Below are 26169 nucleotides of genomic sequence, written 5' to 3'. Positions count from 1 at the left end.
GTGGTTGTTGATTTTTATGGATATGATGATGTTTCATCCCATCCTCCAATGCGATCACCCATGCCGGTAACCTTGTTTTTACCGGGTACAATTGCACAGGTCGCAGTTTTATATTCAAAATCAATCGGTCGATTATGTCCAATGAGATATTCAGGTTGTCCATCACCATTAAGATCAATAAAAACCGGCATATACCTCCGGGTGTACTCCTGTGCTGTATGTCCCCAGAAGGGATGTGCCATGGTTTCATCATAGCTGTCGCTCACCTGGAAGAACGGTATCTGTCCGCTCACGTCGATATACCATACGTTGAGCGTCATGATCCAACCGATAGGCAGTAACAAAGGAAGCCCTGCCGGGATAAACGAACTTATTAATTTGGATAGTTGGTTGTTTGCCCATTTCTGGAGTTTACTACTCAGCACGCCAAATTCTTGTTTTAATTTTTCTTTGGAGTTATTGATAGTATCAGATACAACTTTTGTATACACGCTCAGCACCTGCTTATCAATAACACTCATGATTTCATTTTTTATTTCAGTTGATAGATAGCTATATTGATTACCTATCTGCTGTTGGATTCTACTGCTGATATTAATCGCATGTTGTGATATGTTCAAATCATGAGCATATCTTGGGTTTCCGTTATCTTTACTCTGTCCAAGGACAGTTGAAACAATCGATGGTATATTGAGACGCTGAATGCTTATATTTAAATGCATCATCGTTGCACTTTTCTCCAATGATTGGGTGATCTTATTGCTCAGATTTGCAAGAAGCTGCCGATGGATCTCGTTCGTGATGTTGTCTAAAGCCTGTTGAACCTGATTTTTAACTGTTGTGTTTGCTGCAGCTGCGATTTCATCAAGCTTTGTAAAACCAGTGTCGAGTGCACTGCAGACCATAGTATTTACTGCATCAAATCCTTTATCGATCAGATCGTTGATTCCAGCGCCAGGGCTAAACAGATTAATGTTCTGGTACCGTAGTTTACATTTCTGTTCGTTCCCATGTTCACCTGAGGGGGTGTAATACTTCTCATAGTTTGGTTTGCTAAGAAACGACGGCTCGTGAACAACTGCACATTGGAATGGTTCAGTCCAGCTACTGTAGGGATTTGATGGGATGTAGGGAGCGGTTAGATTCATGACAAACGCCAACGGAAAACGCGGGAGTAACAACTCAGTCAACGATTTTGCACTGGCTGCGGCATCCTTCAGTTGGCTATATGAACAATCGTTGATTCCAGCTTGGGTGAATGCCTCGTTGATACTGTTTTCTATTGTATTTTGGAGGCTCATCCCAGAAACTTTTGCCTCGATTCGGTCGAGATACCGCATTAGGAGGTAGTACATCACTTTCGCAGCAGTGCTTGTATACTTTGATCCTGTTTTATATGTTGAAGCAAGTTCGGCATTCCAGCTACTTCTCTTTGAATTCCAGAGTGAGAACAGCGTAGAGGATATCGTTTGTTCTAGGACATCAGGGGAGGTATTTTGGTCAACGGTTTTAGTTGTTTTAATCTGCTGAGGAATACGGTTCATCCAATCGATGATAACCGCACTGATTTTACTGTATAACCACTCTGGATACAATACATACTGGTATTGGTATCTTTCAGGGTTAATTGCTTTTGGATATCGTTTGTCGGCACCAAGAAGTCTACCACTCTTTATGCGGAGAGTCTCCTTGCGAGGTTCAGAGGTCCAACTCATATCAGATGGCCATCCGCTGTCGGTTGTATACCGAGTAAGGAGCGTCCAATTTCCAGGAACTGGATCACGTTTATACACCTTTTTGAGATTTGGGTCGACAGATGTATCAAAATTTGCTTCGGTAAATGGGTTGAGAATATCATTTTTTGATCCATCTGAAAGCGCAGCGAACACGTCACTTTCAAAAGTGATATTTACCCATTGGTTATCAAAGAAATCCTTTGAAATAGTGTGACCTACTGACGGTAATATTATTGTTGTAGCGCACGGGCTGCACGAACTTTTGTCGCTACGCCAGGTTGCTGTCCAGGATGACCACGAGGTCCAAGAATACGTTTGTGTCTGGGTTCTTTTTATCTTCCAGGACTCGCCACCGAGAACGACAGGAACGTTACGATTATCAAACTCAATATTTTTTTGAAAACGCGCCTCACTCACTTGCAGATCTGTAAACTCTTGTGTGATCCGAGATGTGTACATCCGTTGAAAACTGACTCCAGCAAATGACCAGTTCCCACACGCAGGACATGGCGGTCCCATCGCTTCAGCTTGAGCACGTGCTTCGCCGTCTCGCTCTCGTTCAGAGCTGTCGTCAGTATACGCAGCATTAACGGAGTTGTTTATTGAACGCTGATTGTGCTGATAGGTTGTTCGAGTGACCCTAGTGTACACCTCTGCTGAGTATGCATTCAGTACGGTTGTGATGGTTTTTCCATCAGGATCACCAAGGATATAATCAGCTTCTTCTTTACAGACTTTACTGATGTTTACCTCAGGAGTAAACTGTAATTGATCACTGGTCAAAGGTGTTTCACCAAATTTACGAGCAAAGGCATCGTAATTATTTTTGAAATTATTTGTTCCAATCGGATTTTGTACTTGTTCACTTAAGATCGTAGCAGAGATATCTTCGAGCGAGTCAGGATTCATGGTGATGTCTTCAGCTACAGCACGCCCAAACCCAAATCCAGTATATACCAGACCTACTGGGTCAACGCTGTTAAATACAAATCCCTCCTCGAGGAGAAGGGCGCTATTTGTCACAAATTCAAGCCATGTGGTACTTACAATGTTAAGCGGTTTATTTGTTTTATATTGTGCCCATGCATGGATCCAGGTCATTGGCATCAAAAAAATCAATGAATTAATGCCAAATGAACTCCAGGAACCGTTGAGCCGAGAATCAAACTCACGAGTCAGTTCTTCAAGGAGTGGATACCGGTTTGTAATAACCGTCATAATCACCGATTTTTTAGTAAACACCGTTTTTCCAAGTATCGTATCATTCACTGAAATCGACATATTCACTCGAAGAACAGGATATACTGGATATTCATTCTTACAACCGTTATCGAGAACGCGACTCATCATTAATTTGATGATGTTTTTTTCAAGAGTTACTTCTCGCCATGATGTTGGCATGGTGACCGTCACGTTATATTTACCAGCGGTATACCGCCCGTTTTTGAAATTTTCATGTACCAGTTTGCTCAATAGATAGTAGGTATCAACACGCATCCGATTTATATTTACATCAACTTCATCGATTGTATTGTCGTAGTTCACATCAAAATACAATTCAGTGCCACTCAAAGGAACAGCAACCGGGTTTTTACCAATTTCATTCAACGCGCTACAAGCAGCATAGTTCAAACATCGTGCAAGATCTGCTTCGACATATTTGACAATAGGATCTATATCGTTCGTCTCTATTGTTGTAGAGATTTCCTTTGATTTTTGATTTTCTAATTGTGAGATATACACCGTTGTTATACTACTACCGATGAGTAAAAATACTCCAATGATACTAAATGGAATACGCGCCCAATCATCTTTTAATAGATTTTTTCTTTTCATCATGAACGTGCCTCCCAAATCATTAATCGTATCTCTGCTCGAAGGATGTTGACTCGTTGATTGAAGAACTCGAGAACCTCTCCTCCAAGCTCAGCTACCGAATCAATTGTAGATCCTAGAACATTCATAATCATGTCCACAAATATAGTAATATAGGGTGTGAGAACACCATCTATAACTTCTTTTGTTTTTGTAATTACCGTCGTTTTTAGCACACTAAACAATTCATCAAGATTTGTTATAGTACTTCCATCAAAACCAGGGATGAGTTGCGTTAACAGTGGAAGTATGGCATTCTTCAGATATGAATCCAGTGATCTCGTAATATCAATGCCGTTCTCAATGGTGTTAAGCAGACTGGTTATCTTACCAAGTGATTTATTGAGAATGTTGCTGACTGAGGTTTGAATTTTATCAAAAATATAATCAATGGTTGTATTGATCACCCCTGGAAAAGCATATCTGTGTGAACCAATAGTAACGTTCACACCATCAAACAGCACAGCTTGGAAAGTCGTATTAATCAGTTCTGTCAGATTTTCCCGTACCATTGCTTGGTTGAGAGTATCGAAGTTGCTGAGATAGGTTTGAATGTTTCGTAATACCGAATTATTTTTTATCATTTCCATGAGGTATTGTTCTGCTTGTGCTAACCATGTAGTCAGTTTTGTCTCAGGTAGGGTAATATACGATGTGGCAACATAGATGTTTGTCTGAGGTGGTTCTTGTCCGATGAACAGTTCTCCGCCGAAAGGTACTCCTTGGATAGGATGCCAAACAAGACTTAAATTGAATGCATATTTCGAGCCAATATGATAGGTAACTACATTCGAAATGCGTTTATCTAGCAAAGTAGCATACTGTTGTGTAAATATATTTAGTCGGTTGTGGAATATATTTAACTGTGAGATTAGTGATTCTGTGCATAAATCTGCATATGTTTTATGCAATAGTTGTTTTCCAAGTAACGCTTGAATACTGGTATTGATCAGCCAGTTACCACTATAATCTCCTAAAATATCCTGAAGTTGTGATCCTGCAAAGGTATGTAAGAAGAATTCATCTCGTGATGTCATCAGCATGAGCAATGTTTCGTCGACTATTTCTTCTCGTTTTTTTTCGACAGATGCTTGAAGTGCGGTTTTGCTTTGAAGAGCGGGTAAAAGTATTGCTCCACTGAGGCTGACGAGGACAATGAAAAATACTGCGTCGTACATAACAGAGAGTGCCTGCGTGTTTCTCTGTATACTTCTTTTTACAATCATGATATTTTTACACACTCCAGGTGATTATGGTGAGTTTTCCGGGGCAGTCTGTTACTGGATTCAGTTGGATAGTTACATCTCTGCTGACAGCAACACGATTTCCAACTTTGTTGAGATCAAAGGAAGGGATACACGGTGGTACATCAATGCTATGGTGTCCTTGTGTATCTGTCCATGATAGTCTCAGCATAAAACCAATTCCTGCCGCTTGGTATTCTTGTTGGATTTTCTGCCAGAAAGGGTTACTGCTCATTTGTGTATATTCGGTCAACTGGACGATTCCTGCTGTCTGGCTGAACGGACAGTTTTGATTGGTAAGTTTATTTGCGATAAAATCTGCAGTTTGGTATTTTTTGATACTGTCGATGCGTGTTTCGTAGGCCGCATATACGTTGGTGACGAGGAGGATGAAGAGCGTGATTCCGATCATGACTACAGCAAGTGCAGGTAACGCAGTAAATTCTTCTGAAACTGCGGTGGTATCTGTAAGAAAGAATTTCGGGGAATTATATCTTTTTTTCATAGTGGTTATTCCTTTTTTCCACATTTTGAGGTAAAGATATAACAAATAAATATAATTTATATAATATATAAATATTACGTTTTGTTGTCACCAGGAGAAGATTTAGTGGTAGAATGTACTGTATGAGAAACAGTACTCCTTCAGAGTAGCTCGAATAAAAAAAAGATGGATAAAGATACGTATGTCTTTTGTCATACTTTTTTTTCAACAATTAGACATATCCTTGGATTTCTCGTTTTTTCCGGTCGACTTTTGAAATAATGCGAGGGCCTGCATGTTCAAGTTCAGCAACAATATTGATCTGGATATCTACGGTTACGCCAAGTTTCTCACGGAAGCCTTGTTGTATACTTGAGGTGATATCCTTAATTGATAGATGTTCTAGTGGAATTGATGGATCAAGGACAACGTTTATTTCAAGCGATGTAAGAGTATGTTGAATAATTTGGACATCTTTGATAATTCGAGTTTTCAATCCATAGAGTATCTTGCTAAATATCTCAGAAATTGATGCAGGAAGCATAAGTTTATTATCAGGTGTTACCAGTGAGAGGTCATCTCGTCCGTAGATTCGTTCAAGCATCGGGCCAGGTAAACCGCAGGAGCATGGTTGCAGTCGGAGGGAAACAATATCATTGATTGAGGTATACCTGATGAACGGAGTTCCAGATCCATACAGTTTTGTTATCACTACCTGACCAGGGGTGTTTGGTACTGCTTGTGTGTTATTCTTGAGTACTTCGAGATAGACGAGATCAGACATCACATGATAGGTACCATGGCGGCATTGATATGCGATTGGTCCTGATTCAGTTGCACCGTATGCCTCAAAAACTGGACTGTTAAACGTTGTCGAGATGAATTTTTTTAAAGTTTCATCGAGAACTGCTCCAGTTGAGATGATACAACGCGGTTGAATCTGTTTTCCGTATCCTTCTTCTTTGAGAAGTGCAAGATGTCCAAGCATACCAACATATCCTCCAATGAAATCAGGGTCGAAGCGATCAATTTCTGTGATAAGTTTTTTTGGTGGATCATTGGTATTGAGCCATTGGATGTTTTTCATCAGAAATCGTGGTATGATCTTGGTTTGAAGTCCCCTTTGCACATATCCAGTTTCAGCGGTGTGTGCTGCGAAATCACCGATAATGGTTATTTTATCTGTGGGCCAGTGTATATCATGTTCTCTGAGGACTCGGAGATACCCAAATAAACCTTGAATAATATCAAAGTAATCAACAAAAAGTGCTAGAGATTTGCCGGTGGTTCCTGAGGTTGAGATTTGGATAAGGTCACGGATGTTTTTTGTTGTTGGAATAATTCCATTTGGATAATACTGACGAATTTCTTCTTTCCCGATGAATGGGAGTTTTGAAAGATCATCTACTCCTCGGATATCCTGGAGTTTGACACCAGCATGGTGATATAGATCATGATACAGTGGTACAGTGAATGCAAACCTGGTTATTTTCTGGAGAGATTTGTCTTGGTATTTTTGGAGTTGTTCTTCAGAGAACCGTTGGAGTCTATCAAGATTACAAAGGTAGCTTTTCAGTGTTTTTCCAAGAAACAAGGGGGTATACCAACGAGACATAGGAACTCCGATAGTTTTTTATGATGTTGAGATTGCGAAAATTCCTTAAATACGTATCTCTTTTTTACTACCCTTCAGTACACTGAGTGTATGGTTTAGTTGTTATCTATGAGAATATGGGATATTCCTGCAGAAAAATTATGCCGGAGTCATTTACTTGGTGAGCATCGAGAGTTACATGCACTCTGGTCAATTCTTACCCAGAACAAGCGTGGCTATGCCCATCATCCTGAGACACTTCGTTGGAAAGGAAAACTTGCTGCGTTGTATCATCGCCATGAGGTATTAGTCAATGAAATGTTGCGTCGAGGATATCAGCATAAAAGTCCGTTGGATCACCGTCTTGCAACTGGTGAGCAGGACCAGACAGTGGTGCTTGATCCGGTAGAAAAACAGTATCAAATTCTTGCATCAAAAAAATGTTCATGCAAACGATAATTCTTTTTTCTCTTGAATTCGAAATGTTCTTAATGTAAAAACCGCTTTCGTAGATTTTGTATGAATATTCTTGTTGTTGAAACAGTTTGGATGGGGAAACAAAAGTATCATTTTTTTGATATATGGTTTTTGACCATGTTTTCAATTCTTCCAACGCTATCTGCTCGTCAACTTGCAGCGTTAACACCAAAGAAACATACGGTTACTGTTCTCAATGAACGCTATGATGAAGTTGATTTTCACCAACACTATGATCTGGTCCTTATCGATTTTGTTACTTCAACAGCACCGCATGCTTACGAACTTGCAGATGGTTTTCGAAGCATCGGTATCCCTGTTGTTCTGAGCGGTATGCATCCATCGTTGATGCCTCACGAAGCAAAGCAACATGCTGATAGTGTTCTGATTGGCCCTGCTGAGACGGTATGGCTTGAGCTACTCAGTGATGCTGAACAACATCGATTACAACCATTCTACTACGGAACGTATTTTGATCGCGAGTTGTATATTCCACCGACTCAGGTTCAATTACCTGGTTTTGTGCTCACCGGTGCGGTTCAGGCAACACGGGGTTGCCCCTACAAATGTTGGTTTTGCCCTGAGGCAAGTATTCCTGGAAGTTCACAACTTTATTTTCGACCGGTTGAGGAAGTAGTTCGTGAAATTCAGAAACTTCCTCAGAAGACATTTATATTCTATGATGCGTCGTTAACGATCAATCCAGGGTACACCAAAGAACTCTTTCGACAGATGAAAGGTCTCAGAAAGCATTTTTTTTGCAATGGAAATGTTGATGTTCTTGCTCAGGATGAGGACCTGGTTCGTCTTTCGAAAGAAGCAGGTTGTATCTCATGGCTAGTTGGTTTTGAATCAGTTGATCAGAGAACCCTGGACGTCATGAAGAAAAAAACCAATACGGTTTCTGAGTACGGCTTAGCAGTGTCCAATATTCATAAGCATCACATGGCTGTTGTTGGTTGTTTTATGGTTGGTTTTGATACCGATACTCCACAGATTTTTCAGGAAACACTTCAGAAGATTTACCAGCTGAAAATTGATGTTGTTGATTTCTGTATTCTGACGCCATTTCCTGGCACACCATTGTTTGCAGAGCTTGAACGAGAAGGAAGAATTCTTACAAAGGATTGGGCGCTGTATACCTTGAAAAATGTGGTTTTTCAACCGAAAAATATGTCTGCTGATGACCTCATCCGGGGTGTTCAATTGATGTACGCTGATTTTTATTCAATCAAAAATACGATTCGTCGGTTCATGCATGCGTTTCAGTTGGGAATATATCCTTTTGTACTTGTCGTATCTCGAAATATACTTGCGGTGATGAACAGCAGACGTATCAGAAGGCAATAAAAAAGCTTCAACGTGCCGTTGCCGTTTTAAAATGCATGCCAAGCGATGACGGTAATACTTGCAGTTGATGTTTTATTGGTATCATCGTATGCTTTGACAAGAATCGTATACCTTTTTGGTAGTAAGAATGGCTGTTTACCGAGTTTTTTTTCTGGTGACCATTCATATGGTTCTGCAGTGAGTGTTCCAGCAAGTTCGTTGTTCAGGTAGATTTCTACTTTGCTGATCGCTGAGTCATCATCGGCATGGATACTGATTTTTGGTGTTCCAATAAGAATTGTATTTCTTAACAATCGGTTTTTATATAAAAATGTTAATCGGGGTTTTCCTCGAATATAGATTTTTCCTTGTTCAGGTAAACTAATGCCCACTTCAGGGGGGAGATTGCCTCCTTGGATTACTCGTGTTGCGTTGACCGCATCAGCATAGAAAGCATCAAATTGTTTTGTATTGCTCGGGGGGTCAGAATATGCATTCTGTTTCTGGGCGTTGAATACTGCTGCGTAGAGCATAAGATTGTCGGGGTCAAGATCAGAAATATTTCGTGATTCTGAAATTTCAAAATTTCCCTGCGCGTTAATCGTAATATCGGTGTTGATGAGAAAATCTAGGAGTGCATAGTGGTACGGTTTTCCATTGTAGTCGTTGAAACGTGAGACAATCTCAGTTAGATACACTCGGAGTCTGCCAGAGTATGGTTGTTGTTCTTTGTTTTTGATGACGACGGTAGTATGTAGTATGGTAGTTGTGGCATCATATTCTGTACTCATGGTGATTTCAAGGTTTGGTACAGTACGGTTTTGTGCTTTTTGTATGGCCTCTTCAAAAACTGTTTTTTCATGGTTTGAACCGAGCAGTACTTTGTATCCACCATCTATAAATACGGTTGGGTTTGCATAGAGATTATATTCGGTGTGGAGACGGTTGTATGCAGGTGTGTTTTTATCTTCGACAAGACTGACATAGTAAAAACGATATTTACCTGATTCATAGAGATCATGGATGATTGCACCGACGCTAGGGCAATAGCGGCAGGTTGTAGCGGTTGCTTCTTCGATGAAAACGGTATGGGGAACGTTTTGATTTTCAGGGGTAACTATGATGAGATAGTATCGAGTTCCATCGGTTGAGGGAGCACCGATTGGTCCATTTCCAGCTGCATCATCGATAACGAGATAATAGTACATATTTTCTTGTATGTTCTCGGGAATGAGTAGATCGATTGTTCCCTGAAGAATTGATATGGAATTCCAGGTTGATGAACTTGCAGGTTTATAGTAAATAACTGCACTGGTTACTGCTTTGTTGTCAGAGAAACGTGCTGAAATCGTGGTGGTTTTTCCTGCAGTTCCTGTAGTGTTACCGGTAATAAATTCGATTCTTGGTGCTTGGGTATCTTGAACTTCTGATGGTGGTGCCTCATCGTTTTTCAAGTAGAGGTATGTTGAGGCAGCGATAAGAATAATAATGAGGATAATAGCAAATGCTCGAAATGGTAGTTTCATGGCAGATTTTATATTGTTTTATTATATATTTAAATGTACTGATGAAAGTAGTTAATTTTTCGGAATCTTGATTGGTGTTCTTTTATGCTTAACTGCTAACAACAAATATAAAAAAACAATACGTGATACCTATTTTTATTGGATTCATATACGATTGGTATGATTTCTCCAGATATTCTCCTGAGAGATCTCTGATGAATATGATACGAGGGATGGAACATGCCTGGTAATTCTGTTGAAGACGAGAAATTTTTTTGCAGAAACTGTGGAAAACAACTGATTACGATTGATGAAATAGCAAATACCCTTTGTGATAAATGTAAAAAATCGATATCTGATCTATCAAAGGATGAATCATTTTTTTGTTATATCTGTGGAACAAAACTTGAAACGATGAGTGAAATCGCTCAAGGTATGTGTCCGAGTTGTAAGGCATCGATTCTTCGGAAGATTGATACGAAACATTGATGTGCTTCTTCGTACTCTGCCCACGGGAATATTTATAAGGATTTGTAAAATAGCGATGACGAGTGAAATCGTTGAAGATTTCAAAAATAAATCGCTGTCGTGTTGATGTCCTATGAATATTTTACTCTTGATGCCTCATCCTCGTGCACGTCGTAACTTCTTTGCACGTTTTACCTATCCTTCTTTGGCTTTGAAGCAGCTTGCTGCACTTACGCCACGGGCTCATAAGGTGACGATTGTTGATGAGCGATTTGAAAAAATTTCGTTGTCAAAACAGTTTGATGTTGTTGGTATTTCAACATTGACCTATAATGCACCTCGAGGATATGAACTTGCTGCTTTGTTTAAACAGCAAGGTTCAACGGTTATTTTTGGTGGGTATCATGCATCGTTGTTACCCGAAGAGGCAAAACAGCATGCTGATGCAGTGGTGATAGGAGAAGCAGAGCTAACCTGGCCGAAAGTTCTTGAGGATATCGAAAAAAATCAGCTACAGCCATGGTATCGTCCTCCTCGTTTTGTCGAACCCGAAGAGATTCCACCTGCTCGACATGATATTGGTTCGTATCATCCGTTCAGTGAACCGATCCAAGCGTCTCGCGGATGTCCTACAGGCTGTGAGTTTTGCGCGATGCAGATTGTTGAAGGACCTCGTTTTCGTGGCAGACCGGTTGATCATCTTATCAACGAAATGCAATCAATGAAGACAAAATTCATATTTTTTACTGATGCGTCGTTAACGATCAATCCTTCTTATTCAAAATCATTATTCAAAGCAATGACTCAGTTGAATAAATACGCTGAAGGATTTGGCAATATCAATGTGCTTAGTCGAGATGATGAATTTTTAAAGCTTGCTGCTGATGCTGGTTTTATCAACTGGTATGTAGGGATTGAGTCGATTTCTCAGCAGAATATTGATGCTGCAGGGAAGGGGACGAATAAGGTTGAAAATTATGCAAAAGCAATTACTAAGATCCATGATCATGGGATGATGGTGACCGGTTTTTTTATGTTTGGTTTTGATTTTGATACGATTGAAACCTTTGAACAAACATTGCAAGCAATCTATACTTGGGGTCTTGATGAAGTATCCTTTAGTATTGTCACTCCATATCCCGGGACACGGCTTTTTGATCGATATGATAAAGAGGGGCGGATTGTCTGTCGTGACTGGTCCAAGTACACTGAAGGAAACGTAAATTATCGACTTGTGAATTTATCAGAACAGGAGTTGTTAGCAGGAATTAAAAAGATCGCTCTCCAATATTATTCGTTTCCACAGATCATACGACGGAGTATGCAACATACCCATGGGAGTATCTTTCGTTTTGGTTTAAAACTTGGGCGCAATATGGGTGTACGGTCATTTTATCTGCATGAAAAACTCCGCTGAGTACATATTTTTCTATCTACATGAAAAAAATATTTTTCTCAAGATAAATGCATACATTTCTGGATACCCATGTGTGTCGGCAACTGCATATCTACCTACATATCTACCTGCGTGTGCACCTGCAGATAAACCTAATAAATCAATTATTCTATTTCAAGTATATATAAATGCATATTCACATGCATACTGAGGATGGGATACATGAGATGGGATGTTGCCAATAGAACCTTATTACTACCTCTTAAACATCATACAATCGGCGATGTTGGTATCGGCGCGATGATTGTGTTCATTGCGATGATCCTTGTGGCAGGTATTGCTGCTTCTGTTCTCATTCAAACAAGTTCGAAATTAGAGAATCAGGCAATGTTTTCGGGTCAGGCTACTATCTCAGAAACGTCAACTGGCATCTCAGTTGAATCTGTTGCAGGTTATAATAAGTCAGGAATTATCCAATTACTTGCTATTGATATCCGAGCTCGAGCTGGTTCACGACCCATTAATCTTGCAGATGTCGTTCTTGAACTCTCAAATTCATCAGTGAAAGGACTTCTTCGATATAATAAAAGTGTTTTTACCAAAAATCTTGATATCAATGGCCAGATGTTTACCCGGTCGTTTTATCCAATAAATAATGGTACTACTTTTGGCCTTATTGTTATTCAGGATGGTGATGGGTCATGTACTGCCAATAATCCAGCCATGAGTATAGGTGATCATATCATTCTTACCATTAACGTGTCAAAATTATTCAATGGCATTATGCCAAATACGAATATCTTTGGTAAAGTTATCCCTGAGGAAGGATCTCCAGGAGTAATTTCGTTTACCACACCAGGAGCATATACCAACTCTGTTATTGATTTATGTTAAAAAAGAGATGAGAGGGTTTTTTCAATGGTTAAGATAAATATTTGTATCGAGGGAGAAGATATAGAGCAGATTGTTGAAGAACTTTTTTCACTAGGATTAAACATCTTAAAATCAAATCAAAAAAATATTCGTGAAGCGATGCGGCTACTTGCAGATAATGCCATCGAAATCTTATCTGAAAAAAAAACACTTGAGAAAGGCGCGCAATTGTATAAAAAAATTAATATGGAGATTAATTGGACCTATAAACGTGATCATGAAAATTAAATTTTTTTTAGATCTCTATTAATTTTCGCGGAGTTTTTGTTAGGAGTTCACTGCCTTTTTGAGTGATCAGGATGTCATCTTCAAGTCGAACTCCTCCTGTGTTTGGGAGATAGATGCCAGGTTCAATAGTGAGTATCATATTTTCCTGGAGTAGTTCTGTGTTCTCTTGGGTAAAACCAGGTCCATCATGGACTGCAAGACCTAGGCTATGTCCTGTTGCATGAATAAAGCGATCATTAAATTCAGTTTGATTGATATGTGATAGTACGTTGGTATGAATCGTGTGTGCTGGGACTCCTGGTTTGATGATTTCAAGTGCTAACTGATGCGCAGAGAAAACGGTGTTGTACATTTTTTTCTGGTATTCTGTTGCTTTTCCAAAGACGAAGGTGCGGGTGATATCTGAGTTGTATTGATGGTAACGTGCACCAAAATCACAGATGATAAAATCTCCTTGTTGTACTCGTTTTTCTCCGTGGGAATAGTGCGGTTCAGCGGTATTTTGTCCAAATGAGGATATTGTTGTAAATGCTGGTTTTTCTGCGCCAGCTTTTTGGAGATGATAATCAATTTCAGCTGCAAGCTCAGTTTCACTGATACCAGGATGGATAAAGCTTGGTATTTGTTCCATAACTGCATCAGCAATCTTGCATGCATGATGAATGGTTTCGATTTCATCGTAATCTTTGATGAGGCGTGTTTTTTTTAGAGGTTCAGAAATGTCAGGAAACTGTGTTTCAGGGAATAGTCTCTGAAGGATGCAAAAATCCGCATAGGATATCTTTTGATAATTTAAACCAATGATTTTATCCTGTGAACAAATCTGTTTGAGAAGTTGTTCTGTATCGTCTTTTTTTTTTGCAATGTGGATATGTGCTTTTGTTTTTTTTGCGCTTTCTGCTTCAAGTTCAGATGTGATGAGATCAATGGTTCTGTCTGAATGAAGAATTACATACGATCCTTCAAATAATCCTTGATGTAGACCGGTGATGTAGAAAAAGTTTTCATCGGTATTAGTATTGTTTCCATTTTTAATGAGAATAGCCTGAATGTTTGGAGGGCTATTGTTAATAATGCGTTGTATTCTCCCAACCACGTTTTTATCCACCAATATTTTTTGAAATATATACTTGTTAAATAAAGAACAAAGAAAAAAGAATGGGAATGGTGTATCTTAGTATTTTGGAATTGTTTTTGTTATGGGTTTTTTTCAATATTTTGGATCAGTGAGTGGAGTTGGTTAAGATCTTCTTTGATGCTTTCGACTTCCTTCATTTTTTCTTTTTCAAAGCTTTTTAATATAGTTGGAAGATCTGCGGTTAATTTATAGAGATGTACTGGACGCCCTTTTCCTTTCTTTTTCACATCTCGTTTTTTTGCCCAGCCTCGTCTTCGGAGTTCTTGCATGGCAACGCTTACTTCTGGTTGTCTGAGGTCAGCGCCTTGTTCGACATCTGCTGATCTGCATTCATCGACTTGTGAGATAAAAAGTAATGTTTTAGCAAGATTTTTCGGCATCCCGAGCTCGGTGAAGAGTTGAACTGCTTTATAGTCTTTATCATCTAACACAAATGACTTTTTCCGTTTCATACTTTCTCCTCAGTAAGGAAATCAATTCTTAAGTATTTATATTTTTCCAATTTTTTCATAAAGCTTTTTTTTATATAGAAATCAATTATTTAAATCTTTTTATTTTAAGATTACTTTCTGAGGCGATTTCTTTTGCCAGTTGATCAGGATAATCTCCTGCGTAGATGATTTCTGTTACACCCGCATTAATAAGCATTTTAATGCAGACAACACAAGGGGTATTGGTGCAATATAATATTGCGTCCTTTATAGAAATACCAAAAACTGCTGCTTGGATGATTGCGTTTTGTTCGGCATGTAATCCTCGACAGAGCTCATGTCGCTCCCCTGAAGGAATGTTCATTTTTTCTCGAAGACATCCTACCTCGGAACAATGTTGTAAACCTTTCGGTGCGCCATTATATCCCGTGCTGAGAATATGTTTATCTTTGACTAGAAGTGCTCCGACTTTTCGTCGTAAACAGGTGCTTCTTTTTGAAACAACATGTGCCATTTCCATGAAATATTCATCGTATGATGGTCGATTATTTTCCGGTATTTTTCCCATGAAAATCACACCGTATACTCTTCTCTGAATCGTGTGTTCTATTTAATACAATTATGATTTCTTCACTCTTTTTTGTATTCCTTATTTTTTCAGGAAAATTTCTAGAGCGTCAAGATCGTTGGGAATATATGTTTTTTGGAAAATTTTTTTTGCTTCATCTTTGAGAATATTCGTATCAAGGTATCGAGGGCTGATATGGATGAGAAATAGTTTTTCGACTTGTGCTTGTACTGCAATTTTTGCTGCTTGAACTGATGTTGTGTGGCCGTATTCATCAGCGATGTTGGCAAGTTTTGAGTCGAAGGTTGCTTCATGGATGAGGACGTCAGCATTTTTTGAAAAAGGGATTAATTCATCATATGGTTTTGTGTCACCGGAATAGACGATTTTTCGTCCTTTTCGAGCAGGACCTAGCACCATATTCGGTGTTATTTTTTTACCGTTGGATAAGGTGATCGTCATACCTTTTTGGAGTTTGTTAAACAGAGGCCCTTCTGGAATTCCGAGTGATAATGCTTTCTTTTTGTTGAATTTTCCTGGCCGTTTGTCTTCTTCAAGACAATAGGCATATGCTGGGATGTTATGATTAACTTTGAGAGCGTGAATTGCGTATCCATCGAAATGTATCGTATCATGATTTTTGATTTCATGGCTGATAATTGAATATGCTGGTTTGAAGTATCCCAGTGAGAGGAGTTGATCGGTGAGTTTTTGTATGCCTGCGGGTCCGTAGATATGTATTGGTTTTTCTCGGTCGTTGAGTTGCATTGTTTGTAAAAGACCTGGCAATCCAAGAAAATGATCCCCATGAAAATGACTGATAAAGATGCTGGTTATTTGCATGTAGCTTAACATTGATTTTTGGAATTGCCGTTGGGTTCCTTCACCACAGTCAAACAGGATGATTTCGCTACCTCGTTTTACTGCTATTGAGGTGACGTTTCTTTTGGTTGTCGGCCAGCTTCCCCCGGTTCCGAGAAAGACGATTTTAAGCTGTGTCATAGATGCTGTGTTGATAGTGTCTAACCATATAAAAAGTAGTATGGTTATTTTTGGAATACGCAGAAATACCGTGTCAGGCTTTTATGAACACGGAATTCATGAATCTCGATCAACTCTAAATCGTGTTGTGCTTGTGGTATTGTTTTTGTATCGGAAAGTCCGATGACTGCTCTGCCGTTTTTTTTCAAAATCTCAGCGATAGTTCTGTATGCGCGATGGTATAATGCTTGAATGTCTTCTTTTTTTGTTGTTGTAGATCGTCCGTAGGGGAAGTCTGTCACAACTGCATCAACAGGTTTAATGAGTTTTTTCGGTAGTTCGCTGATGTCAGCTTGAAAAACCATGAAATTTTGTATGGAATAATGGTTCAAACTTTGTTTGCATCCGATGATCATCTTTTCTTCAATGTCGCTTCCAATGATGTTTATTCCGAGCAATCCTGCTTCGAGGAGTATTCCTCCGGTTCCACAAAAAGGATCAAGAAGCGTTTGATTTCTTTTTATTTGTGAAAGATTGACAAGGGTTCGTGCCCATTTTGGGTGAAGCGAAATTGGTGAGAAGAATGGTCTATATTGGACTTTTCGTTGTTCGTATTGTTTTCGATTATTTGTATGGAGCAATCTACCGACGTAGATCTGTTCATTCGTAAAAAAAAGATTGAGGTGATGAGTTGGGTTGGTTAGATTCACTGTTCTGTTTTTTGTGAAGTGTGTTTGTAGGTAGTGGAGAATAGGTTTTGTATCGTATTGTGCTGTAAGATTTTTTTTGCTTATAGCTATTGTTCCGGGGGGTAGTTGTTTTATTTGTTTGAGTTGTTGTTGGAGTATATTTAAATCAGGTTCGCATGAGAACAAGAGGTCGTAGAAATGAAATGTTAGTGCGAGTCTTGTGAATAGGTGCTGGAGGTTTTTTGCTGGTGTTGAAATATCAAAAATACTGAGATTGTTGTGTTCTTCAATGGTTTGTACTTGGATTTCTTCGGCGGCGAGACCTGCTTTAATTTCTGCTTTAGGCAGGGTGCTATGTTCTTTTGATAGTTCGCAGAGTAGTTTCATAGACATCGACTACTGTAGGTGTCATTAAAATCAAAGATGATAGCAGCAAGGATTATAAAAAGAATAAGGAGGTGCTTTGCTTTCTGTGTGGTGGTGATCACTTGATCTCTTTCTTTTTGTAATTTTGTTTTAATTTTTCATCAACTTTGAGTTTGATGCTGTCAACACCTTCAAACCATTTTCCCGTTGTCTGTGTGTCTATTTTTCCGGTCATTTCATCGAGTTTGTATCGCATATACTCTGTTCCGGTAAACCATTCGTTTGCGTCTTTTTTTCTGTCTTGTTCTGCAGGTTTGTTATTCGCTGCAGTTATTATTTTTGTTTCTTTTTTCTGATCTGCACTTTGGATTCGTATCTCTTCGATTTTTGCTCCTTTTTCATGGACGTGTATTTTTTCATGGTTTTGTGTATCTGGTGTTCGTGGTTGTTTGTAGGAATGATTTTTGTTTAGTTTTTGCTGGCGGGCATGGATCTGTGGATCGTAGTTTTGATTTATTGTTTGGGTCTGGGATAGTTCAGTTGTTGATCTTCGTTGTCGTATCTTTACAAAAATCACCGCACAAAAAAGTATTATGAGCGCACAGATGATGTAGATTTTATCTGAGTCTAATGGAAGAAGTGCGGTCGAACTTGCTTCGATTTGTATCTGGTTTGAACCAGGTTTATATCCTTCTTTAAAGGCTGTGATTAAAAATTGTTTCGTTGTGTCTGTTTCTGGTGCTATAAGAAGTGCTTTTCCTTGAGCGTTTGTGGTTGCTGGTGCAGCATTTGGTGAGTTGATAGTTACCGTTGCTCCTTGAATTTTTTGATTATTTTGATCATGAATTGTTACTTGGAATTGTTCGTATTCTTTGACGCTTTCTTGAGTGGTTACTATTGTTAAGGTTCCTTTAAGAACGAAGATTGTTGTTTCGAGTGATTGATAGTTTTCTTTTGATATTGTGATGATGAATTGCGGGTAGATTTCGTAATTTGGTGCTCGGATGCAAACATTTGGTATAGCCTGTGTTGTGATAGTGGTATTCCAGGGGGTAGTTACGATAACGTTGTAGAGAATAGTTTTTGTTTGTGCATCGAGAACTTCGAGGTCGTAGTATTCATTTTCGTAGAGGTAGCCGTCGGTTATTTTTATACCATTTTGATGATGGTAGATATTTATTAGAAAGGTGCGGGTGTTTTGAGCGGCACTGGTGAAGGTACAACTACTCAGTAATAATAGACAGATAATGATGAATAGTTGATGGATCGTGATATTGTTGGTGTATGTTTTATGCTGCATAGGACATCATTTTTTTATGGAGTGTGTCTCCTCACACCTATATGTTATACTCTATAAACAATAATATTTAAATATTGTGTGACAAAATGCCAAAATATCTATTCTTTCAACGAAAAAGTGAAAGTGAGAACGGATGAATGGGCGGGGGGATTTATTTCTGTGCAAGTCGTTTTTTTAACTCTAAAATAATATCGACTGGGCTTGGATCTACCTTACGGAGAATTGCTAGGTAACAACTCGTCAGATCTCCAAGATTCATAAGGTACATCATTTTTGCTAGTCTACTTTTGCCTTTTGGTTTAACATCGATATAGTTTGCGACAGTGTCCTGGAATAATTCTTTCATAAAGTCGAGTCTTTTTGTCATTTGAATTGATTCTTCATCTTTATCTCGAAAGATGATGCATGAAAATTGTTTTGCCATTTCGCTGTTGCCAGACCAACCTACGATATCATTATGATTACATTCAGGAATAATGTCGGCGCGAGCAATGATTTTACTATTTTCATTAAATTGATGTCTCCATCGAATTGCGATAGGAGCATAGATTTCCCATCCATATATTTGCGGGATTGTGTTAAGAATCTGAGTTGCAAGTTGTTTTGCACTGTTCGTAGCAAGCGGTATTTCTTTATGGTTCTGTTCTCCAAGTTGTTTTGTAACAGTGACTGTTTCTTCAATATCGTTGTTGATGTTGTATTTAATAAGATTATTCTGTTGCAGTATTTTTAGGAGGGGAAAAAGTAAAAATGCTGTTGCTGCTCGAGGTTGAAAACCTGTGGGTATTTGGATGTACGGTATTGTATAGGTATCACAGAATTCTTTCAATTTTCCTCCTGATGTGATACAGATAATTTTTGCTTTTTTTTGATATGCTAATTTAAACGAACTGAGTGTTTCTTCTGTGTTTCCCGAATAACTAAGGAAGAGCGCAAGGGTATCTTTGTTCACCCATCGTGGGAGGTCATAACTTCGATTCACATATAACGGTACATCGAGTTTATCGTATAACAAACTTTGAGCGATATCACCTGAGATCGCTGAAGCACCCATACCTGATATAAGGATATTATCGATTTTAAGAAAACTTGGTAGTTGTGTAGCATGTGTTAGTTCTAATGCTTGTTGTATTTGATGTGGGAATTGGATTAAACTATCGAGCATATGTGCTTTGTCAATGGTAGATAGTATTGCTTGATCATCTAACATCCTTTCAACTCACATTCTTTTTTTTAGAAAATGAAGAATTTTACCTCACTTCATTCTCAGGACTAACCGAGATTACATGCCCTGTTTTAATATATTTCTATAATATTCTCAGTACTTTTTCTCTGTTTTTGGTAGCTTCCAAGCATATAAGAAGAGATGGTGCGTTTCATCTTTCAATAGGCGTGGTATATGCAGCAGATATCCGGTGAAATTCTGACTCTTGAGGGTTTCAGATCAGGATGTATTTCATTTGATGATCGCCATGTTGATATTCATTTCAGTTCAAAGTTGTATTCGAAGAAACCAACTCTGGATAAAATCATTCTTCCTACGCTTATCAATGCGCATACCCATATCGGTGATGCGTTTATTCGCGATAAGAAAATGGATCTACCTCGAACTGTTCAAGAGCTTGTTCGCCCACCCACAGGGTTAAAACATCGTTTATTACATGCCGCCTCTGATCAGGAGATACTCCAGGGTATGATATCTTCTATTGCTATGATGGATGCCTGTGGTACAACTTTGTTTTGTGATTTTCGTGAACAGGGTCTTCATGGAGTTACCTTGTTAAAAAAAGCAATGTCAGATTTTTCTGTTTGTTCGTTGATTTTATCGCGCCCTCGTCGTATGGTCTATGATGAACAGGAGCTCATCAAACTTTTACAAAATTCAGATGGAATTGGCCTGTCAGGTATTCTTGATTGGGAATATGCAGAAGTTCAAAAAATCGCAGGTTTGGTTCGCAGAAAAAACAAAATTTTTGCACTACATGCAAGTGAAGTTCAACGGGAAAACATTGATCAGATCCTTGATCTTCATCCACACTTTTTAGTGCATATGGCGCATGCTACTGAATCTGATTTAGTGAGGGTCCAACAGGAGAATATTCCTGTTGTGATTTGTCCAAGATCAAATGATTTTTTTGGAATAAAACGTGATTGGTCGCTGCTTAAGAAAACAAAAGTGTTGGTGATGCTTGGAACCGATAATGCGATGATAGCAAACCCAGATGTTCTTGACGAAATTCGTTTTCTATACCAAACAAACACAGATTTTTCGTTACATGAGTTACTTGCTATGGCGACGTATACTCCAAGGAAAGCTTTAAATTTAGAGGATGATATTCATGCTCCCAATTCACTCGGAAACTTTATCATTTTAGATAGAGACACGATGCGTCCAATCTATCGAGTATTACGAGAGAAGAGAGGTTGATTATGAAAATCGAAGATGCGATGTCAAAGGAATTAATTGTTGGATATGTTCCTGGAACTATAAAAGATGCTTTGAAGATACTTGCCAAACATAATGTTTCAGGGATGCCCGTGTTGAAAAAGGATACAAAAAAAGTTGTAGGGGTTGTAACACGAAATGATATTTTTCGAAATCCGGATGAGGAGCAGCTTGCGTTGATCATGTCAACCGATCCCATCACGATTAATAAAGATCAAGAATTGCAAGATGCAGCCCGTATATTTTTAGACAAGAAGATTCATGGCCTTCCTGTAGTAGATAAACGAAAAAATCTTGTTGGAATTATCAGTCCAATGGATATTTTAAGAGCCTTACCAAATGAATATGATGACATTGTTGATCATTATTTCACCAAGAATCTTGTTCCTGTGTACCAGGAGACTCCAATAACGATTATTATGGAGATTATTAATATTACAAATGAAACTGCATTGCCGATTCTGAATGATGATCGGGAGCTTGCTGGTATTGTCAGTGAAGGTGATTTATTCAAACTAAGCCATATCAAAGAAAGTGTTTCGCAGACGAATATGGGGATGGGTGGTGATGAAGATGAATGGACTTGGGAAGGCATCCGCGATACAATTCGATTACATTATTCGACAACACAAGTTGATTTGCCGCCAGTTCCCGTGAAGGAAGTTATGGTGAAAAATGTTATCAAGGCGTATAAAAACGATCCGATCTCAGAGATTGCTCGAAAGATGTATAAGAACAATATCAGCCATGTGCCGGTGGTGAGTTCTGAGAATCGTTTACTTGGGATGGTTACTGATATTGATTTAATGGCGTGTATGTTTAAAGCATGTAAAAAGAAATAAAGCTTTGCTAAAATCAATTCTGTAGAGGAGAGTATCCCCGAAAATGCCGCAAGATATATATGATAAGATTCTGACGCTTGCAAAACGGAGGGGGTACATATATCCCTCCTTTGAAATTTATGGTGGCGTTGCAGGTTTTTATGATTATGGTCCACTTGGTTCTCAGTTAAAAAATAATATTGAAAATCTCTGGCGAAAATACTATCTTTTCGTTGATGGTTGTGTTGAGATTAGTACGCCAACGATTACCTTATTTGAAGTTTTACAAGCATCTGGTCATGTTGACGAATTTACTGATTTAACTGTTGATTGTCCGACGTGTAAACGATCGTATAAAGTTGCTGATATCCTCCAGGATGGTTGTCGCGTTGAGGATGCTGTGAAAAAAAATATGCTTATCTGCCCGGGATGTAAGAAAAAACTTACAGATCCTCATCCAGTTAATTTGATGTTTTCAACGTCGATTGGTGTTGGTGATAGTAGAAAAGCCTTTTTGCGGCCTGAGACTGCGCAAGGTATTTTTACGAATTTTCATCTGCTGTATCGGTATCATCGTGAAAAACTACCGTTTGGTGTTGTGCAGGTTGGTCGGGGGTATCGAAATGAGATTTCCCCTCGGCAAGGAACCTTACGGCAGCGGGAGTTTTCAATGGCTGAAGCGGAGATATTTTTTGATCCGCTCTGCAAAAAACATCCGAGGTTTGACTTGGTGAAAGAGAAAAAAATTAAACTTTTTGATAATGAAAAAGAATATATGCTTTCATTGCAGGATGCTGTTCAAAAAAAGATCATTCATAATCAATCCTTGGCATATTATATGTATCTGACGCAGGAGTTTCTCGTAGATGTTGGTGTTGATATCAACCGTTTTCGGTTTCGGAAACATGCTGCTGATGAGCTTGCGCATTATGCAACTGAGTGTTGGGATGCAGAGCTTTTTAGTGAGCGTTTTGGATGGGTTGAATGTGTTGGTATCGCAGATCGATCTGCATATGATTTGAATGCGCATATTGTCGCGTCATCGGTTGATATGTATGCAGTACGCAAGTTTGATCAACCGCAAGAACGCCTGGTGAAAAAAATTGTTCCAAAAATGAATGTTCTTGGTCCTCTATTTAAGGATAAAGCAGCTGCGGTGAAACAAGCTTTAGAAGCTTTGGATGTTGAGACTTCAAAAAAAGTTCAGATTGTTCTTGATGGAAAAAAGATCGATATCCCTGATCATTGTTTTGATGTTGTTGAGGTTCAAGAGCGTGTTGTTGGTGAAAAGTTTATTCCGCATGTTATTGAACCGTCGTATGGTATTGATCGTATTGTGTATTTTGTTCTTGAGCATAGCTATCGTGAAGTTACAAAAAACGATGAGGACTATCGGATTTTGCAGTTGCGGCCTCATATCGCTCCGATTAAGGTTGGTGTTTTTCCGTTGACGACGGATGAGACGCTGGTTATGCTTGCACAGCAAGTTGAATGTTCATTACGACAGCAGGGCATCAGCACGTTTTATGATGAAGCTGGGACGATCGGCCGTCGATATGCTCGGATGGATGAAATAGGTACGCCGTTATGTGTGACGATCGATCATGAGAGTCTTTCTCATAATACGGTGACTGTCCGTGATCGTGATACGACAAAACAAGAACGGGTGGCGATTGAGAACCTTGTTGCGTTTCTGAATAGTAAAATTGGTTGTTCTCAGTGAAAAAATTAGATATTTTTTATTTGTTGAGATATGGCTGTAGAGCAGGTATTCTGCCAAGAACCTGCTCGATGAGTGGGAATCGGTAAATGAGGCGATTGATGATCCGTTGGATGAGGGGATTGGTTGATGATACTGTGAGTGGTGTTGAAAGTGTTATAGTAATTATTGAGTAATCACTGGTATTTTGTGTGTTGATAACTTTTAACGCCCCGGTGAATGCTTTGTTTTTTTCGTTTGGCGCGATAACTGAAACTCGGATTGTTTGCTCTCCGTCTTCTGGTTTGAGTCCTTGTCCATTGGAGGGGGAGAATGTCCAGGTTCCCCAACTTGGATATTCGCTAATTCTCCAAGAAAGTTGTGTTCCTAGATCACCACTGTTTCTGAGGGTAAAACTGTTAGTTACTAGTTGATTTGGTTTCACGTTAGTCCAGGTGATGCTTCCAGTTGCTTCAAGATCTGCTTGAACTTTTGCAGGGATATGAAAACGTACTGCCGGGTCTCCAAATAGATTCGTTTCGTAGTAACACCATCGCATCGCATTATGGTTGATATAATTTACAAGGTATTCCTTTGAGTAGTGGTTTGCTTCCCCAAAGGCTGTTTTATTCTGTTGAAGCAGACCTTTGACAAATGACTGGTGGTATTTATGTGATGGGCCATTGATGACTTGTCCTGGTGTGTACCAGCCGTAGCGTGAGTTCCAAACTCCAGCAACTGCAGCATGTTGTGTTTTGACGGTGAAGTGTTCTGCTATGCAGTCGCCTAGATCAAGAGCTCCGGGATAGCATCCTTGAGTGTAGACAAAAAAGAGTTGTTCGTTCGTTAAACTGTCAACGTCGGTAGTAGATAATTTAAGATTGTTATAGATGTATGAATGTCCAAGATGGTTGATCATGTGGACGTTGCTGTTAATGAATTCGAGTAATTCTTCTTTGCTCCAGATATGATCTTGGTCATAGAGTTTCTGAAGAATGTAGAGATCCTTTGGTATTGCAGAAGTGGCGAGGTTTTCCATAGCTGTGTCACCGTAGGTAGAACTGTCGAGTTGTTCTCCGAGGAGAGCGATTTTTCTTAAATCCGGGTTGTTTTGATCGTCATTCATATAGGTAATTGTTTTTGTAACAAAGTTTTGAGCTTCAGTGATGGTTCCAACGCTTGCACGTCCAACATAGACTTCAGCAAGAAGGTCGATATCTCTGCCGTTATCACCATCAGTTGGCTCACCCCATTTGTCATCGCCATCAAAATTAAATTGTCCGTCAAGGCAGGCGTAGTATATGTCTGAGGGGAGATGGTCAGTGGTAGCACCATTGTTGACTTGTGCCCAGAGTTTTTTTATCGGTATGATGTCATGGTCTCCTCCGATAAGCACATAGGAGATGTGATATTGGGTATAGCAAGACGTTATATATTCTCGGATCATCTCGGGTGATGTTCCCCCAACATCGGTGAGTGTTTTGATGATAGTTCGTGTTCCATGGTTGTTGTGTACTTCTTGGAGAGGGATGAATGCATCTTTAAATTCATCAGTTGTGAGGATTAAAAGATCATACTCGTCACTGGTTTCTGCTGAGATTTTTGGATAGGTTGCAAGTGTTGATGGATTGTCGATAGTGTTTTGTATTCGATCGATGTCTTTTCCATCTCGATAGAGGATAGGGGTGGAGAGCGGTGATGATGTTGTTGCTATGGTTACGTCCATGGTTTGATAAAACATCGTCTGTTTAGTGACTGGATTATACTGAACCGGATATAGATTGAGAAAAAGGATGCGGTATCCACATAACATATATTCTCCGACATACTGATAGAAGATTCCAGGGAACACTGCATTTGTTGCATAGATTTGATGGTTTTTTTGAGCATACAAGGTATCGGTTTTTTCTCCAGGGGAAAGCATTGGCATTGGTTGTGGTACCGGAGGAATATCATAGATTCCAAGTTCTTGGTGCTGTCGTGGTGTAACTGTAATCTGTTGTACCTGGGATTGATAGGGTACTACGATGCGAATAGGATATACAGGAAGATCTGGTTCTCCAGGGTTTCCCGCGGTGATGGTATCTGGAAAAATAACCTGTGTTAAGATGTCATTATTCATCATGGTTTGATGGATGATGGGTTGTTCAAAGATATATGAAAGGTTGATCGTCGTTTGATTCATTGTTGATGGTTGTGCTTGGATGAAAGGCACCCCAGTTGCAGAAATGATACTTATGAAGATGATAGCAGGTATCCATCCTCTCTTTTGATGAAAGATGTTCATATTTCCCCATAATATACTTTCTTTTCTCTTTTTAAATACTTTTCTCCGTTCAGGGCTTCATCCCGAAATAGATAATTAAGGAAGAAACATTCATTTTTTCATTGGATGGGACGCGCAAAGAAAAGGATTAATCCAACAGTTGCGAACCATGTGAACCGCAATTTCACCGCCGAT

General features: G+C 39.1%; 22 protein-coding genes. 9 read left to right on the top strand and 13 right to left on the bottom strand.

Going from position 1 to position 26169, the window contains the following annotated elements; all coding sequences use genetic code 11:
- Positions 1-14 precede the first annotated feature (14 nt).
- From QXL17_02465 to QXL17_02450, 4 genes are all read right to left on the bottom strand, one after another.
- The gene (locus tag QXL17_02465; protein ID MEM4257999.1) at positions 15-3575 is read right to left on the bottom strand and encodes a hypothetical protein; all 3561 of its coding nucleotides are present in this window, start codon (positions 3573-3575) and stop codon (positions 15-17) included.
- Positions 3572-4837: a hypothetical protein gene (locus tag QXL17_02460; GenBank protein MEM4257998.1), complete on the bottom strand. Its 1266-nt coding sequence runs from the start codon at positions 4835-4837 to the stop codon at positions 3572-3574. Before QXL17_02460 ends, QXL17_02465 begins: the two co-directional genes overlap by 4 nt.
- A gap of 7 nt (positions 4838-4844) precedes the next feature.
- On the bottom strand, positions 4845-5360 hold the full coding sequence (locus QXL17_02455; protein ID MEM4257997.1) for a hypothetical protein: 516 nt from the start codon (positions 5358-5360) through the stop codon (positions 4845-4847).
- Between the two features lie 211 nt (positions 5361-5571).
- Complete coding sequence (locus QXL17_02450; protein ID MEM4257996.1) at positions 5572-6954, bottom strand: hypothetical protein; 1383 nt, start codon at positions 6952-6954, stop codon at positions 5572-5574.
- 108 nt (positions 6955-7062) lie between these two features.
- Here QXL17_02450 and QXL17_02445 point away from each other — a divergent pair, with 108 nt between their 5' ends.
- Both QXL17_02445 and QXL17_02440 read left to right on the top strand, forming a co-directional pair.
- Positions 7063-7392 (top strand): pyrimidine dimer DNA glycosylase/endonuclease V, encoded by a 330-nt coding sequence (locus QXL17_02445; protein MEM4257995.1) that lies wholly within the window; start codon positions 7063-7065, stop codon positions 7390-7392.
- 60 nt (positions 7393-7452) lie between these two features.
- Positions 7453-8760 (top strand): radical SAM protein, encoded by a 1308-nt coding sequence (locus tag QXL17_02440; GenBank protein ID MEM4257994.1) that lies wholly within the window; start codon positions 7453-7455, stop codon positions 8758-8760.
- Positions 8761-8786: 26 nt separating this feature from the next.
- Here the strand turns inward: QXL17_02440 and QXL17_02435 are convergent, their stop codons facing one another.
- Positions 8787-10265 (bottom strand): Ig-like domain-containing protein, encoded by a 1479-nt coding sequence (locus QXL17_02435; protein ID MEM4257993.1) that lies wholly within the window; start codon positions 10263-10265, stop codon positions 8787-8789.
- A gap of 219 nt (positions 10266-10484) precedes the next feature.
- Between QXL17_02435 and QXL17_02430 the strand changes: the two genes are divergently transcribed.
- The 4 genes from QXL17_02430 to QXL17_02415 all read left to right on the top strand — a co-directional run bounded on the left by QXL17_02430 (position 10485) and on the right by QXL17_02415 (position 13269).
- Positions 10485-10733 carry a hypothetical protein gene (locus QXL17_02430; GenBank protein MEM4257992.1) on the top strand — a complete coding sequence of 83 codons (249 nt, stop codon included), beginning with the start codon at positions 10485-10487 and terminating at the stop codon, positions 10731-10733.
- A 112-nt stretch (positions 10734-10845) separates the two neighbouring features.
- Positions 10846-12129, top strand: coding sequence for a radical SAM protein (locus QXL17_02425; GenBank protein MEM4257991.1), 1284 nt, complete (start codon positions 10846-10848; stop codon positions 12127-12129).
- Between the two features lie 201 nt (positions 12130-12330).
- Positions 12331-13002 (top strand): flagellin, encoded by a 672-nt coding sequence (locus tag QXL17_02420; GenBank protein ID MEM4257990.1) that lies wholly within the window; start codon positions 12331-12333, stop codon positions 13000-13002.
- A gap of 24 nt (positions 13003-13026) precedes the next feature.
- A complete protein-coding gene (locus QXL17_02415; GenBank protein MEM4257989.1) occupies positions 13027-13269 on the top strand; it encodes a hypothetical protein in 243 nt (80 codons plus the stop codon).
- Between the two features lie 7 nt (positions 13270-13276).
- On the opposite strand, the gene QXL17_02410 is transcribed toward QXL17_02415, so the two are convergent.
- From QXL17_02410 to QXL17_02380, 7 genes are all read right to left on the bottom strand, one after another.
- Positions 13277-14365, bottom strand: a complete 1089-nt coding sequence (locus QXL17_02410; GenBank protein MEM4257988.1) for a Xaa-Pro peptidase family protein — start codon at positions 14363-14365, stop codon at positions 13277-13279.
- Positions 14366-14466: 101 nt separating this feature from the next.
- Positions 14467-14859, bottom strand: coding sequence for an ArsR family transcriptional regulator (locus QXL17_02405; protein ID MEM4257987.1), 393 nt, complete (start codon positions 14857-14859; stop codon positions 14467-14469).
- An 85-nt stretch (positions 14860-14944) separates the two neighbouring features.
- The gene (locus tag QXL17_02400) at positions 14945-15406 is read right to left on the bottom strand and encodes a dCMP deaminase family protein (GenBank protein ID MEM4257986.1); all 462 of its coding nucleotides are present in this window, start codon (positions 15404-15406) and stop codon (positions 14945-14947) included.
- A gap of 81 nt (positions 15407-15487) precedes the next feature.
- Entirely contained in the window at positions 15488-16408 is a 921-nt protein-coding gene (gene rnz, locus QXL17_02395; GenBank protein MEM4257985.1) for a ribonuclease Z, read from the bottom strand.
- A gap of 44 nt (positions 16409-16452) precedes the next feature.
- The gene (locus tag QXL17_02390; GenBank protein MEM4257984.1) at positions 16453-17463 is read right to left on the bottom strand and encodes a TRM11 family methyltransferase; all 1011 of its coding nucleotides are present in this window, start codon (positions 17461-17463) and stop codon (positions 16453-16455) included.
- A gap of 97 nt (positions 17464-17560) precedes the next feature.
- Positions 17561-18742 (bottom strand): Ig-like domain-containing protein, encoded by a 1182-nt coding sequence (locus QXL17_02385; GenBank protein ID MEM4257983.1) that lies wholly within the window; start codon positions 18740-18742, stop codon positions 17561-17563.
- Positions 18743-18893: 151 nt separating this feature from the next.
- Entirely contained in the window at positions 18894-19952 is a 1059-nt protein-coding gene (locus QXL17_02380; protein MEM4257982.1) for a bifunctional phosphoglucose/phosphomannose isomerase, read from the bottom strand.
- A gap of 189 nt (positions 19953-20141) precedes the next feature.
- Here QXL17_02380 and QXL17_02375 point away from each other — a divergent pair, with 189 nt between their 5' ends.
- From QXL17_02375 to glyS, 3 genes are read left to right on the top strand one after another with little or no spacing between them, the layout of a single operon-like run.
- Positions 20142-21170, top strand: a complete 1029-nt coding sequence (locus QXL17_02375) for an amidohydrolase family protein (protein MEM4257981.1) — start codon at positions 20142-20144, stop codon at positions 21168-21170.
- Between the two features lie 2 nt (positions 21171-21172).
- Entirely contained in the window at positions 21173-22030 is an 858-nt protein-coding gene (locus QXL17_02370) for a CBS domain-containing protein (GenBank protein MEM4257980.1), read from the top strand.
- A gap of 43 nt (positions 22031-22073) precedes the next feature.
- Positions 22074-23732: a glycine--tRNA ligase gene (gene glyS / locus QXL17_02365; protein ID MEM4257979.1), complete on the top strand. Its 1659-nt coding sequence runs from the start codon at positions 22074-22076 to the stop codon at positions 23730-23732.
- 16 nt (positions 23733-23748) lie between these two features.
- Here the strand turns inward: glyS and QXL17_02360 are convergent, their stop codons facing one another.
- Complete coding sequence (locus tag QXL17_02360; GenBank protein MEM4257978.1) at positions 23749-25995, bottom strand: C25 family cysteine peptidase; 2247 nt, start codon at positions 25993-25995, stop codon at positions 23749-23751.
- Positions 25996-26169: the final 174 nt, after the last annotated feature.

The organism is Candidatus Thermoplasmatota archaeon, from assembly GCA_038884455.1.
Taxonomy (GTDB): domain Archaea; phylum Thermoplasmatota; class E2; order DHVEG-1; family DHVEG-1; genus JAWABU01.
The sequence above is the reverse complement of the archived record's forward strand: the minus strand, read 5'-3'. Positions and strand labels throughout refer to the sequence as shown.

What these genes read in the sequence shown, in the direction of transcription:
- QXL17_02440 (MEM4257994.1), top strand. Translation starts at nt 7,453, where the DNA reads ATGAATATTCTTGTTGTTGAAACAGTTTGGATGGGGAAACAAAAGTAT.
- QXL17_02380 (MEM4257982.1), bottom strand. Translation starts at nt 19,952, where the DNA reads ATGTTAGATGATCAAGCAATACTATCTACCATTGACAAAGCACATATG.
- QXL17_02455 (MEM4257997.1), bottom strand. Translation starts at nt 5,360, where the DNA reads ATGAAAAAAAGATATAATTCCCCGAAATTCTTTCTTACAGATACCACC.
- QXL17_02385 (MEM4257983.1), bottom strand. Translation starts at nt 18,742, where the DNA reads ATGCAGCATAAAACATACACCAACAATATCACGATCCATCAACTATTC.
- QXL17_02465 (MEM4257999.1), bottom strand. Translation starts at nt 3,575, where the DNA reads ATGATGAAAAGAAAAAATCTATTAAAAGATGATTGGGCGCGTATTCCA.
- QXL17_02360 (MEM4257978.1), bottom strand. Translation starts at nt 25,995, where the DNA reads ATGAACATCTTTCATCAAAAGAGAGGATGGATACCTGCTATCATCTTC.
- QXL17_02460 (MEM4257998.1), bottom strand. Translation starts at nt 4,837, where the DNA reads ATGATTGTAAAAAGAAGTATACAGAGAAACACGCAGGCACTCTCTGTT.
- QXL17_02415 (MEM4257989.1), top strand. Translation starts at nt 13,027, where the DNA reads ATGGTTAAGATAAATATTTGTATCGAGGGAGAAGATATAGAGCAGATT.
- QXL17_02445 (MEM4257995.1), top strand. Translation starts at nt 7,063, where the DNA reads ATGAGAATATGGGATATTCCTGCAGAAAAATTATGCCGGAGTCATTTA.
- QXL17_02425 (MEM4257991.1), top strand. Translation starts at nt 10,846, where the DNA reads ATGAATATTTTACTCTTGATGCCTCATCCTCGTGCACGTCGTAACTTC.
- QXL17_02405 (MEM4257987.1), bottom strand. Translation starts at nt 14,859, where the DNA reads ATGAAACGGAAAAAGTCATTTGTGTTAGATGATAAAGACTATAAAGCA.
- QXL17_02435 (MEM4257993.1), bottom strand. Translation starts at nt 10,265, where the DNA reads ATGAAACTACCATTTCGAGCATTTGCTATTATCCTCATTATTATTCTT.
- QXL17_02450 (MEM4257996.1), bottom strand. Translation starts at nt 6,954, where the DNA reads ATGTCTCGTTGGTATACCCCCTTGTTTCTTGGAAAAACACTGAAAAGC.
- QXL17_02390 (MEM4257984.1), bottom strand. Translation starts at nt 17,463, where the DNA reads ATGAAACTACTCTGCGAACTATCAAAAGAACATAGCACCCTGCCTAAA.
- QXL17_02375 (MEM4257981.1), top strand. Translation starts at nt 20,142, where the DNA reads ATGCAGCAGATATCCGGTGAAATTCTGACTCTTGAGGGTTTCAGATCA.
- QXL17_02430 (MEM4257992.1), top strand. Translation starts at nt 10,485, where the DNA reads ATGCCTGGTAATTCTGTTGAAGACGAGAAATTTTTTTGCAGAAACTGT.
- QXL17_02370 (MEM4257980.1), top strand. Translation starts at nt 21,173, where the DNA reads ATGAAAATCGAAGATGCGATGTCAAAGGAATTAATTGTTGGATATGTT.
- QXL17_02400 (MEM4257986.1), bottom strand. Translation starts at nt 15,406, where the DNA reads ATGGGAAAAATACCGGAAAATAATCGACCATCATACGATGAATATTTC.
- rnz (MEM4257985.1), bottom strand. Translation starts at nt 16,408, where the DNA reads ATGACACAGCTTAAAATCGTCTTTCTCGGAACCGGGGGAAGCTGGCCG.
- QXL17_02420 (MEM4257990.1), top strand. Translation starts at nt 12,331, where the DNA reads ATGAGATGGGATGTTGCCAATAGAACCTTATTACTACCTCTTAAACAT.
- glyS (MEM4257979.1), top strand. Translation starts at nt 22,074, where the DNA reads ATGCCGCAAGATATATATGATAAGATTCTGACGCTTGCAAAACGGAGG.